This window comes from Pedobacter sp. AC163, assembly GCF_979258665.1.
The window spans coordinates 1420714-1433971 of sequence record NZ_OZ409872.1 but is presented as its reverse complement, the minus strand read 5'-3'; the positions used below and the strand labels follow the sequence as shown (position 1 = coordinate 1433971).

At 38.8% G+C, this 13258-nt stretch carries 7 protein-coding genes; 6 read left to right on the top strand and 1 reads right to left on the bottom strand.

Annotation, left to right across the window (positions count from 1 at the left end):
• The first annotated feature begins 2 nt into the window (after positions 1-2).
• The 6 genes from ACZZZK_RS05935 to ACZZZK_RS05910 all read left to right on the top strand — a co-directional run bounded on the left by ACZZZK_RS05935 (position 3) and on the right by ACZZZK_RS05910 (position 11887).
• Positions 3-1436 (top strand): alpha-L-fucosidase, encoded by a 1434-nt coding sequence (locus ACZZZK_RS05935; protein ID WP_463483342.1) that lies wholly within the window; start codon positions 3-5, stop codon positions 1434-1436.
• Positions 1437-1440: 4 nt separating this feature from the next.
• Complete coding sequence (locus ACZZZK_RS05930; protein ID WP_463483341.1) at positions 1441-2904, top strand: sulfatase family protein; 1464 nt, start codon at positions 1441-1443, stop codon at positions 2902-2904.
• 22 nt (positions 2905-2926) lie between these two features.
• Positions 2927-5605 carry a DUF4962 domain-containing protein gene (locus ACZZZK_RS05925; protein ID WP_463483340.1) on the top strand — a complete coding sequence of 893 codons (2679 nt, stop codon included), beginning with the start codon at positions 2927-2929 and terminating at the stop codon, positions 5603-5605.
• 240 nt (positions 5606-5845) lie between these two features.
• Complete coding sequence (locus tag ACZZZK_RS05920) at positions 5846-9862, top strand: hybrid sensor histidine kinase/response regulator transcription factor (protein ID WP_463483339.1); 4017 nt, start codon at positions 5846-5848, stop codon at positions 9860-9862.
• 27 nt (positions 9863-9889) lie between these two features.
• The gene (locus ACZZZK_RS05915; RefSeq protein ID WP_463483338.1) at positions 9890-10687 is read left to right on the top strand and encodes a DUF4350 domain-containing protein; all 798 of its coding nucleotides are present in this window, start codon (positions 9890-9892) and stop codon (positions 10685-10687) included.
• Positions 10688-10876: 189 nt separating this feature from the next.
• Entirely contained in the window at positions 10877-11887 is a 1011-nt protein-coding gene (locus ACZZZK_RS05910) for a formylglycine-generating enzyme family protein (RefSeq protein ID WP_463483337.1), read from the top strand.
• A 346-nt stretch (positions 11888-12233) separates the two neighbouring features.
• Here the strand turns inward: ACZZZK_RS05910 and ACZZZK_RS05905 are convergent, their stop codons facing one another.
• Entirely contained in the window at positions 12234-13004 is a 771-nt protein-coding gene (locus ACZZZK_RS05905; RefSeq protein WP_463483336.1) for a carbonic anhydrase family protein, read from the bottom strand.
• Positions 13005-13258 lie beyond the last annotated feature (254 nt).

Here is a 13258-nt window from a genome sequence, read left to right as displayed (position 1 = left end):
TCATGCTAAAACTAACATTATTTCTTTTTCTTAGTCTTCCGATATTAGTCCATGCACAAGAAGACATTTATAATCCTTCTGCACAGTACGAATATCCATCTGATCCTTTGGTTCGGAAAAAATTGGATAGGTGGCAAGATCTTAAATTTGGAGTTATTTTGCATTGGGGTATCTATTCGCAAGCTGGAATTCAGGAAAGCTGGCCGATTTGTGGGGAGTCATGGCCAAAAAGAGACACCACTATGAGTTATGAAGCCTATAAAAAATGGTATTGGAATTTGGCTAATCAGTTTAATCCGGTAAAATTCAATCCCGAAAAGTGGGCAGAAATATCTAAAAATGCGGGGATGAAATATATCGTATTTACCACAAAACATCACGATGGTTTCAATATGTTCGATACCCAACAAAGCGATTATAAAATAACCAACGGTCCGTTCAAGAATAATCCTAAAGCAGATGTAACCAAATACATATTTGAGGCTTATCGAAAACAGGGGATGATGATAGGAGCTTATTTTTCCAAGCCTGATTGGCATTCTTCTTTCTTCTGGTGGGATCGCCAACCGACTTCCAGCCGAAATGTGAATTATAATACCAATCAATTTCCTGAACGCTGGAAAAAATTTAAGGATTTTACCTACAATCAGATCAATGAGCTCGTTACCAACTACGGTAACATAGATGTACTATGGTTTGACGGCGGTTGGATACGTTCACCTAAAAAAGGAGAATTAGAAAATCCAGTTGCAACTGATAAAAGGGGGCGGGCACCTTATCCAGCATATTCACAAGATGTAGACATGAACCGCATCGTAAAAATGGCTAGAGTCGCACAACCAGGTATATTAGTGGCTGACAGGACAATTCACGGCCCGAATGAGAACTTTAAAACACCTGAGCAATCTATCCCTAAAGTTCAGATGAAAGATCCCTGGGAAACTTGCATTACATTAACCAAAAGCTGGAGTTATCGCAAGGAAGAGAAAACCAAATCTAGCGCCTGGGTGATCCATAGTTTGGCAGAGATAGTAGCTAAAGGTGGTAATATGTTATTGGGCTTTGGCCCAACGCCCGAAGGAGAATTCCCTAAAGAGGTTGAGCAGCCGCTACAAGAAGTAGGTAATTGGCTTAAATTGAATGGTAAAGCGATTTACGGAACGCGTATAACCGAGAAATACAACGATGATTTGACCTGGTTTACGCAGAGCAAAGATGGAATGATAAGATATGCCATAGTCTGCATCAAAGAAGGTGAGAAGTTACCAGCCACTTTAAGCTGGAAAGGTAATATACCAAAAAGGGGAGCGAAGATAAAGTTACTGGCAACTGATAAGGCTGTAAAATGGAAAATCGACGGTGAGACAGTTGTAGTGGATGTTCCTGAAAATTTAGTCGGAAAGATGAATCCGGCATTAGCATTTAGTTTCAATTAATTTTATGGAAAGAGCTTATTCTTTTCAAATGACGCCTAATTTGGATTCTGATATGTCAGTAATTGTAGAAACTTTCAATTTTAAAAATAGTACGTTTTTAAAATTTATATTTTTCCTTGCCTTGGCAGTTGTAGGTTTTAGAGCAATTGCACAACAGAAAAATAGCAAGCCCAATATACTTGTCATCATGACCGATCAGCAGACTGCTGAAGCCATGAGTGCTGCGGGGAATAAATATTTAAAAACCCTTGCTATGGATAAACTTGCGAAAAATGGCGTTCGTTTTACCAAGGCTTATTGTGCGCAGCCTCTGTGTACGCCATCGCGTTCTTCAATTTTTAGCGGCAAAATGCCTCATGAAACAGGTTTTGTTGGCAATGCGCCTGAAAAAGATGGGCAATGGCCAGATAGCCTACTGATGATGGGTAAAATATTTCAAAATGAAGGTTACCAAACTGGATATGTGGGCAAGTGGCACTTGCCTGTGCCCACAAGCAAAGTTAGCCAACATGGATTCAATTACATAGAAAATACCAATTTCTTGGATTATAATGATGCCGCAACGCCATCCTTTTGCGCCAGATTTATTAAGGAAAATAAAGATAAGCCATTTTTATTGGTTGCTTCCTTTTTAAATCCCCATGATATTTGCGAGTGGGCAAGGGGTGAGACGTTAAAGATGGATGTCATTTCAAATGCACCGCCTGTAGCGGAGTGCCCGCCCTTACCTTCAAACTGGCGAATTCCCGAACTGGAACCTAAAATTGTAAGGGATCAGCAAAAAACGGTTGGTTTGCGCACTTACCCATCAGTAGGCTGGACCGGAGATCAGTGGCGTCAATATCGATGGGCTTACAACCGTTTGGTCGAAAAAGTGGATAGTTATATCGAAATGCTACTGGGTTCTCTTCAAAAATATGGGGTAGAAAAGAATACGATTATCATTTTCACTGCAGATCATGGCGATGGATACGCTGGCCATAGCTGGAATCAGAAACAGATTTTATATGAAGAATCCGCTAAAGTCCCCTTTATCATTTCCAAACTGGATGGGTCAATAAAATCCCGTACAGATGATATGCTGGTTTGCAATGGCATTGATATGACTCCAACAATCTGTGGGCTTGCCGCTGTAAAGATGCCAGGGTATTTGAAAGGAATAGATTTAAGTAAAAGATTGATTAAGCCGAACATTTCACTTCGTGATACATTGGTGATAGAAACAGAATTCGCCGATAATGAAGAATTGCTGGGTATTAGTGGAAGAGCGGTGATCACAAAGGATTTTAAGTATATCGTTTACAATAAAGGGCTACTGCGTGAGCAACTGTTCGACCTGAAAAAGGATCCGGGAGAGATGCATAATCTGGCTAAGGAAAATGCAAGCAAAAACAAATTATTAAAAATGAGAAATTACCTTAAGCAATGGTGCACGAAAAATGGCGATAAATTTAATTCAGGTTTGTAGTAAAGTATATCAATATATGATAATGAAAATTTTTATAGCAGTTTTTATTTCCTTGCTCTCGCTTAATTCCTTCGCACAGCAGATAGGTGTAAAAAAAGTTAATGAAGCAAAACTTCATGCCCGAGTACGGGAGTGGCCATATCCAGCTAATGGTATAACGGTTCCAACCAATGCACCAGCTTTATTATGGCCAGGCACGAATGGTAAGAATAAGGTTTTACCAATGGAAAGTGGTAGTGAGATTCCGGAAGATCCCAATATCGGAAACGTAAAATATAAAGTGATGTTAGCCACAGATCCAAAGTTTCAAAATAATGTGATATCGGGCACGGAACAGCGATGGGCTGTTTATCCCTTGCATCAGGCTTTGAAACCTGGCAAATGGTATTGGAAATATGGCTACGCACTTAAAAACAGCAACAACTGGATTTGGTCTGAAACCTACAACTTTTTAATAGATCCCAAGTACGCCAGTTTACCAGTTTCTCCATCAATCGAAACTGTGCTAAAACGGAACGAAGGGTCACATCCATTGTTGTGGAACATGAACCAGATTGGAGACGACTTTTACAACAGAAATCTCAAAAATCCTGAAGCTAAAAAGTTTATTGCTTTCGCTGAAAAATTGATGCTGGAGCCGCTTCCCGTCGAAAAACCTCAAAGAATTATTGATACCACAGGTAAAACACCTTTGGAAAAAAAGATTATTATCGAGCGGATGTACCACGGCTTTGGTGATGCAGTAGGCACACCAGTTAGAAATCTTTGCATTGCCTTCCAGTTAACAAAAGACAAACGTTTCATCCTGGATGCTAAAAGAAGGGCGTTGAACATTGCCAGCATGGATCCGAATGGTTTGGCAACCGGCGATGACTTTACAAGTGGCGCAGTGTTGGAAGCTTTGGGCTGGTTTTATGATGCGGGCTACGATTATTTAAATCAAGAAGAAAGGCTCAGCTTAAAAAATATGATTACGATGCGGGCGAAGAGGGTTTATGATCATCTTCCCAACCGTTTTGAGCTTCATGTGAGCGATAATCATGTTTGGCAAATCACTTTAAGAAACCTCGCTATTGCAACAGTTTCAGTAATTAACGAAGTACCGGAAGCAAAAGAATGGTTAACCTATATGTACGAAGTGTGGTCGGCGAGGTTTCCGGTTTTGGGTACAACTGATGGAGGTTGGCATGAAGGAAATGGCTATTTTAGGGTTAACTTTAAATCGATTATTTACCTCTCTCAAATGTTCGGTGATTTTAGTGGAGTAGATTATTTTAAGCTTCCCTGGATGCAAAACTTACCCTATTATCTCATCTATACGCATCCTAACGGTTCTGCCTCGACAGCAACGGGTGATATGTGGGAAAATATTCCATACATCGTAAAAGGAGAAGCCTGGTTTGCAGATGCACTAGCTCTTAAAGTAAATAATCCCTATCTAAACAATTATGTGGCGAAGATAAAAATCGATAATCCTGAATATTTCAGAGGAACGGATGATTATCTGCTTTTTAGACTGCTTAATTACAAGCCAGACCGAAAGATCGCAACAAAATCTTTTGATGATTTACCCAAAAGCAGGGCATTCAACGATGTAGGCGTTGTGGCCATGCATGAAAACCTCAACGATGCCAGAAATAACCTAAGCAGTTATTTATTAAGCAGTCCTTTTGGTGCATCAGGTCACGGACATGCTTCACAAAATGCTTTTACCGTAAATTATAAAGGTAAGGTACTGTTTGGTGGAAGCGGGTACTATAGCAATTTTAGCGATAAACATAACCTTTTTTATTACAGAAGTTCCAGGGCATATTCAACAATTTTAGCCGATAGCATCAGTCAAAAGATTGGCGAAGAAGGATTTGGTTGGATACCAAGATCGATCAGTGGTAAAAACATTCAATATGCTTTGGGAGATGCCAGCAATGCTTACGGTAAGATTCAAAGTGAGTTTTGGCTGAACCGCTTCGATCAGATCAAAGTCCAGCCGAGTAAAGGAAACGTCTATGGGGAATCGGGAGTAACATTATATCGTAGGCACATGCTTCAGCTTGCGGGCGAATATATTGTGCTTTACGATGAACTATCAGCCAACAAACCTGTAAAATGGACCACTCAGTTTCATGCACCATACAGTAAGATGCAAGCAGAAAATTCGAATCCAACAAATCGAAAGGATTTCACAACTGAAAATGATTCTGTACGCAGCCTGACTACAGTTTTTGCGAACAGTCCGATTAACCTGGTGGTACATAATCAATTTTCTGAACCTGCGGAAAACTGGAATAAGGTTACTGATGATGCAGGTGCAATCAAAGATTTCAAAAATCAATGGCATGCGGGCATCACGTCTCTGCCATCCAAAAACTTTAGGTTCTTAACGATTATACAACTTAAAACCGGTAAGGTGGAAGTGATTAAAATGCCTGATAGCAATGAAGGAATTTGTGAAGTAAGGCTAGGAGAGTGGCATATTAAGGCCCAATTGAATGGCGAGAAAAAGGCTGCATTAACAATAGATGGAGCGCAAAGCAAATCGTTATTTACTTATGGTGATATGCCGGTAAAATTTCAAGGGAAGGCCTTTGTTTCAAATCTAAAGGGAAGTTCTGTTTTGCTCGAAATGATCAATGGTAAGCTTGTCAAAAAAGAGGTGGTCGATCAGTTTCCTGATGTTTTGAAATATGATAGTGCTAACTAACATGTTAAAATTGATCACTATTAAAAGATTTTTAACCAAATTTAAAAGTGGCTTACATGATGTATCGCTAACTTCGTATTGTTAAGTGTTTGGATCATGCAAACTTATAAATGCTTATCTTGAATATTTAATCATCAGGTTATCTAAAACTCTATGCTTCTACAGAAGTTATCAATCATACAAAAAGCAAATTGGCTCCGATTCAGGTGGCTGAATGCGATTTTTGTATTATGCTTTATTTTGATAACTAGCGATTCGGAAGCGCAAGTTTCTGATCGTAATTTCAGGAATATTTCTGTAAGCAAGGGACTTTCTCAGAGTACCGTTTTCTCGATAAAGCAAGATACGCTGGGATTTATCTGGATGGCGACGCAGGACGGACTCAATCGCTATGATAGCAAAGGCTTCAAAGTCTACCGTCCTGTTAAGGCTCATCCAAATAGCCTTCAATCTTATTACATTCGCACATTATTTGTCGATCATGCGGGTAATTTATGGATAGGAGGTAATCAAGGCGTTAGCCGATACGATTATGCCAAAGATGAGTTTATCAACTATAAATTACCTCGAAGTTTAGGGGAGTGGTATGTTTCTTCGATTACTGAAGATGAACACCATAATATTTGGGCAACATCAGTTGTTGGTGGTATTTTTCAATTGTCACCAAAATCAAAGGCTTTTGAGGAAGTAAATTTTAATTTCTTCGATTATGGAATTAAGAAAATAGCTTATATCGGCAACTGGAAAAAAGATCTTTTGATCGGAACAGATGTTGGGCTCTTCAAAAGATCGGGAAATCAGGACCAATTATCAAAAATTGATCTGGGTTCGGAGAAAGCAGCGATAAATGAAGTTTATCTGGATGGGGACGTTTTATGGGTGGCCACAGAAGGAGCTGGATTGATTCGCTACAATCCGGAAACGAAACAAAAGAAAATTTTTTTACATCAAGCGAATGCGAACAGTATTGCCGATAATAACATTAGGAGTGTAGGGAAAGATACCCAGGGGAATATCTGGCTTGGAACCTTCAAAGGTTTGTCTATTCTTAGTGCTGCTTCCGGACTGTTTGATAATTATTTTCATCAGGTTTCCCAACCCTACACCATTAGCCAGAATTCAGTTCGGTGTTTTTTCAGGGATAAGCAAGATGGGATCTGGTTGGGTACATTTTATGGAGGGGTAAATTATTATCATCGCAATGATATCAAGTTTAACCTGCTGAGTCAAAACACGGGCAAATTATCATTAAATGATGAGGTGGTTAGCGCCATCAGTCAGGATAAAAAAGGTAATTTTTGGATCGGTACCAATGATAAGGGGCTGAATTATTGGGATAGAAAGAACAACACCATTAGCTATTATACCAGCAATGAGCGCAGTGCCAGCACATTGGCATCCAACAACATAAAAGCTATCGCTTTTGATGATCGCGAGCAAGTACTGATCGGAACGCATAATGGCGGTTTAAATATATTGAACCCCGCTACCGGATTGGTTAAGCGTTTTCTACACGATGAAAATGATCCAAATTCAATTGCCGGTAACTTGGTATACAGTGTGCTGAAAGATTATAAGGGCAGAATTTGGGTGGGAACCCGGTCTGGATTAGACCAATTTGATTCAGAAAAGGGGCTATTTTCTCACGTCCATTTGGATAAGGCTGGCAAAAGGTTGAGCTCTGATGATATCACTTACCTTTTTGAAGATAGCAGGCGTAGGATATGGATCGGTACAACCAATGGAGTTACTTTGCTTTATCCGGACAATATGCTGTTTGGGAATACCGCCAAATCTCAAATTAGTGATGATGTAATTACCTGTATAACTAAAGACAGTAATCAGCGAATATGGGTTGGATCAAGGGAAGGCTTGAGTTTGTTCGATGAAGCAAGCCAAACGTTCATCACACATCGAAGCCGAAAAGATTTTATCACAGGTACCATTTATGGAATTGAATCCGATCAGGAAGGAAACCTGTGGATTTCTACAAACAAAGGGCTTGTCCGCTACAATCCAGCGAACAAATCAGTCCAAACTTTTGATGAAAGCGACGGCTTGCAGAATAATCAGTTTAATGATTATGCTTTTTGCAAAGCCAGGGATGGGATGTTACTCTACGGGGGCATTAATGGCGTTTCTTATTTTTATCCTTCAAATATCAAACAACAATCCTTACCATTAAAAGTATCCTTTACCGCACTTGAGGTTTTCGGCCGAATGGTGAATATTGGCGATGAAACCGAAATACTCGAAAATCCACTGGATCAAACCAATAAAATCTCGATCGCTTCTGAATATAAGCAGTTTACCATCCGTTTCAATGCCTTCAATTATATTTCAGCTAACCGAACCCACTACCTCTATATGTTGGATGGTGTGGATGAAAACTGGCAGCGAGCAGATGATTTGAAGGTGGTTTATAATAATTTAAAAGCAGGCAACTACCATTTTAAAATTAAGGCCGTGGGTCCGAATGGAGAAACCAGTGCAGTGCGAAGTTTGCAAATCAACGTACTGCCACCCTGGTATAATACCTGGTGGTTTTACACTTTGGTATTCGCTTTTGCTATAGTTGGGGCTTATGTCGCTTACAGAATTATTGCAGAGCGTGTTAGAGCGCTGCATCAGTTAAAGCTTGAACGTGTTGATAAAGAAAAAGTTCGATACATCAATCAGATGAAAATGGATTTTTTTACCAATGTTTCACACGAACTGAGAACGCCGCTAACTTTAATTCTTGCTCCACTTGAAGAAATGATCAATAAGCCACTGGCGCAAAAAGCGATTGCAAAGCGTCATGAAATGATGCTCACGAATGCAAAGCGGTTGTATAATCTGGTCGATCAGCTTTTTGAGTTTAGGAAAACAGAAACGGGAACACGACGTTTGCAAGTAGAATGGAGCGATATTGTAAGTTTTATACATGAGATATACGAATCTTTCAAGCCTTTGTCAGATCAAAAAAATATCAAATATACTTACCGCTCTACTCAGGCAAAGCTTGCTTTCTTTTTTGACCATGATGCAATGGAGAAAATATTGTTCAACCTGCTTTCCAATGCATTTAAATACACTAAAAATGAAGATCAAATCAGCATTGATTTATCCATGTCAAAAGATTATGCCATTATCAAAATAAGCGATTCCGGTGTGGGGATTGATCAGGATGATCTTGCCAAAATTTTTGACCGTTTTTACCAGGTCAACAATCAGGAAATGAACCTGGGTTCAGGCGTCGGTCTGGCTTTCACCAAACGACTGGTTGAATTGCATCATGGATCTATCACTGCCGAAAGTGAAATTGGTAAAGGAAGTGTTTTCACGGTTTCGATTCCAACCTCAGATACTGCCTATGGCGATTTAGGTAAAAAAGATAGTAAGATTTATGAACTCTCTACTGTATCTGAAGCATTAACAAGCCAAGCGGATCAAAATGTTGAAGAGGTTCTGGAAGATTCCAATGTTGTTGAAGCAGATGACATGCACAAAAGCCATTTGTTATTAGTGGATGACAACCAGGAAATACTAAATTATTTGCGGGAATATTTTGAAACAGACTACCGGATTACCGTTGCATTTGACGGGCTTATGGCACTCAAAATACTTGAAGAACAGGCTTTTGATCTGATTGTGAGCGATGTGATGATGCCAGAGCTCGACGGTTTGCATTTTTGTAAACGGGTGAAACAGAATATCAATACTTCTCATATTCCTGTGATGTTACTCACGGCGAAATCAGAAATCGATCAGCAGATTAAGGGATTGGAAATGGGGGCTGACGATTATATTACGAAGCCTTTCTCCATCGAGATGCTTGCAGCCAAAATTGCCAACCTGTTGAAAGCTAGAAAACGTTTGATAGATTATTACAGCGGCAGTAGGGAGGTGGTTCCTCAAAATCTGGTCTTCAATACCCTTGATGAAGAGTTTCTTAAAAAAGCAATAGATGTGGTAGAGAAACATTTATCCGATTCAGATTTTTCAGTAGAAAAATTTAGTCAGGAGATTGGCATGAGCCGATCTAATCTTTATTTAAAATTTAAGGCAATAACAGGAGAATCAGCAACTGATTTCGTCAAAACCATCCGATTTAAAAAGGCAGTTGAATTAATGCAAAGCAAGCGATATACGATGGCCCAGGTTACTTATATGTGCGGGTTCAACTCCCCATCTTATTTTTCAACAGCTTTTAAGCAATACTATGGCTGTATGCCGACCGAATACCTGATCAAGTTAGATTCAGAAAAAGGCTAGACCAAATTATCCACACACAATCAAATCATGACAAAAACCTATTTAAAATTCATCTTCACAGCGGCATTAATTAGTATAAGTAGCTATGTTCAAAGTCAAGTTGTTACGCTGGATCATTACTTTAACAGCGAAACCAAGCCAAGCGCAAATGGACAAAGCCTACCTTTTCATTATTTGTGGAACGATACGGAAATGACCGGTTTCTCTATTTTAGGAGCATCTTTTAAGGGTAATGGCGCAAAAGAACTTAGCGTACTTTTTCAAAAACCAACAGCGGAAGCGCTGGCAGAGAGCGATGTTTACATCATTGTAGATCCTGATCACCTGAAAGATAATCCTAAACCAAACTACATGAATGCAGAGGATGCAAATGCAATAGCGGCCTGGGTAAAAAGGGGAGGGGTTCTATTGCTTTTAGGGAATGATAAAGCGAATGCAGACCTGGAATACTTCAATATTTTAGCGGAGAAATTTGGGTTCAAATTTAATAATGATTTAATCCTTCATGTTATAGATGATGCCCATTTCGAAGATGGAGCAATAACTATAAGCAACAACCGGATATTTAAAACCTCCAAAAAGATTTTTATTAAAGACGCTTCTTCTATTTCCATAAGCCATACAGCAACGCCAGTTTTAAAAACTAGCAAAGGCGAGGTTGCAATGGTGATTTCTAAATATGGAAAGGGAACTGTTTTAGCCATTGGTGATCCATGGTTGTATAATGAATATGCCAATGGTAGGTTACCGCAAAGTTTCAAGAATGATAAAGCAGCAGATGATCTATCAAAGTTTATGCTAAAATCAATAAAATCAAAGCGTTAATAAACATCAGTTAATCAACGGTTAGTTAGTAACTTCGGATGTATTAGCTTTATTTATGTGCTATTTGAATTTTTTGTGATTCCATATATGAGGGATGTTAAAACTTTAATCTTTACATTACTGCCAATCTTTTGTTTAACGTGCTCCGATTCAAAAAATAGGATCGAAAAAAAACAAAAGCAAGATTCTTTGGCCTCTTGCGAGCAAAATCTTCCTGATAGGTTCGGAGTGCTAAAGGATTCCTCAAGTTTTGTTGCCAATAAAGTTAGTCATCGCGGCATGGTTCTGATTCCTGCAGGAACGTTCAATATGGGCGCTAAGGATAAAGAAGGACGAGAAGATGAGTACCCACAACACAAGGTCAAACTATCCTCTTTTTGGATGGATGTTAGTGAAGTAACCAATGCAGAATTTAGAAAGTTTGTGGATGCAACGGGATATATAACAACTGCAGAACGGAAACCAGTTTGGGAGGAAATGAAAAAACAACTGCCTGCAGGAACTCCAAAGCCACCAGATAGTGTTTTTGTTGCCGCATCACTGGTGTTTTATCAACCTCAATCGATTGATGGTTTGGATAATGCTGCTCAATGGTGGCGCTGGATTAAAGGAGCTGATTGGAAACATCCCCATGGACCGAAAACCAATATCAATGGAAAAGATAATTATCCAGTTGTTCATATCTCCTGGGATGATGCGATGGCTTATTGTAGATGGTCTGGAAAGCGTTTGCCTACCGAAGCGGAATGGGAATATGCAGCAAGAGGCGGTTTGAAAGAGAGCCTATATCCGTGGGGAAATGAGAATGTTGAGAAAGGCGCTGCAAAAGCCAATACATGGCAGGGAAATTTTCCAATTAGCAATACAAACTGGGATAATTTTGGAGGCCTTGCGCCTATAAAACAATTCAAGCCAAATGGTTATGGTTTGTTTGATATGGCCGGAAATGTTTGGGAATGGTGCAGTGATTGGTACCGTTCAGATTATTATAAAACGGTTGGTGGATCAGCTACAAATCCAATTGGCCCATCAGATAGTTTTGATCCAATGGAACCAAGCGTACCAAAAAAAGTTGTTCGCGGAGGTTCTTTTATGTGCAACGCATCCTATTGTGAGGGCTATAAAGTTACTTCGAGAATGAAAACTTCGACTGATACCGGCCTTGAACATACCGGATTTAGGTGCGTGAGTTCTAAATAGCATCTAATATGTTTTAATTAAATGATGAGTAGCTGCTTTGCTAACATCGTTTCCGATATTTTACTTTGATAAGTTAACTACATCACTTGTTTATTGAACAACTACCATTGAAATGTTAAGTCTATAGCATAAAATTTCCAAGTACAGGCTTTGTTTGACGCAATGCTATTATTCTCATTTTGGGTTCGATTTATATAAAGCACTTTGATTAAAGTTCAGGTTATTGATTATAGTTTTCTAAATGAATTATAAGTTTTCAGATTTTGAAAGTTCGAAAGTTGGTTTGATAGCTTAAATTCTTTCTTTGTACCCGCCAATCCTTTTGGTATCTTGAACTTTTTATTATTTAGTTCAAGTCAAGCATTGAAACCTTTCCGGTTTTCATGTCATATACACCTCCAACTATTAAAATTTGATTTTTGTCTTCCATTTCTTTCAGGATGGGACTCCCTTTCCGGATTTCGATAATCGCCTGTCTTACATTTTCTTCACATATATCTTCAACAAATCTGGCATCAGAGGAATCTGTTTTAGGTGTAAAGTTTTTTGCTACCTTAAATACCGCAGGTTTTATTCTTTCAAGTAAGCCGGTTATGTTTCCGAGTTTAACACCATCTATAGCAGATTTTACTGCGCCACAATATTCATGTCCTAAAACAAATACCACTTTTGCTCCCGAAACTTTGCATGCGTACTCCATACTTCCTAGAATATCGTTGTTAACAATATTTCCTGCAACCCTTGCCACAAATAAATTTCCGATTCCACTATGAAAAACATCTTCGACTGGAACTCTGGAATCTAAACAGGAGAGAATCACCGCCTTGGGATATTGGCCTAAAGATGCTTTTCTTACCCGTTCAGCAGTGTTTCTTACAGTAAGATTATCCTCTACAAAATCTTTATTTCCATCCATTAACCTTTTTACAACATCTTCTGGCTTTAATTTAGTTTGCTCTTGTTTAGATAATGGTTCAGTTATGAGTATATCCTGTTTTTCAATCTCAACTGTTTCAGATTGAACTTCCTGATTCTTTTGGTCTGTGCCCTCATGTCTCACACATGAAGATATGATCAGTGCAGCTACTATGATTGATAGAATATTAAATGATTTCATAATAAGAATAATTGGTTAAGGGTTGATTGAGTTTGATTACCAACCTAAAATTACTGTTGAATAAGCCCATAATTTTAATCGTTTTAAACGTAAATAAGATAGAAGATTTGTACAATTGGGCGAAAATATCAATGTTCAATCGGTAAATTATTTTACGTTCGTTTTTTATGACTTTTTCTGTTTGCAGTTTTTTTTTTCGCTGCAGTTGAAGTTGTCATTTGCCCTGAATGGCTTAAATGAATCTGCTATTCATT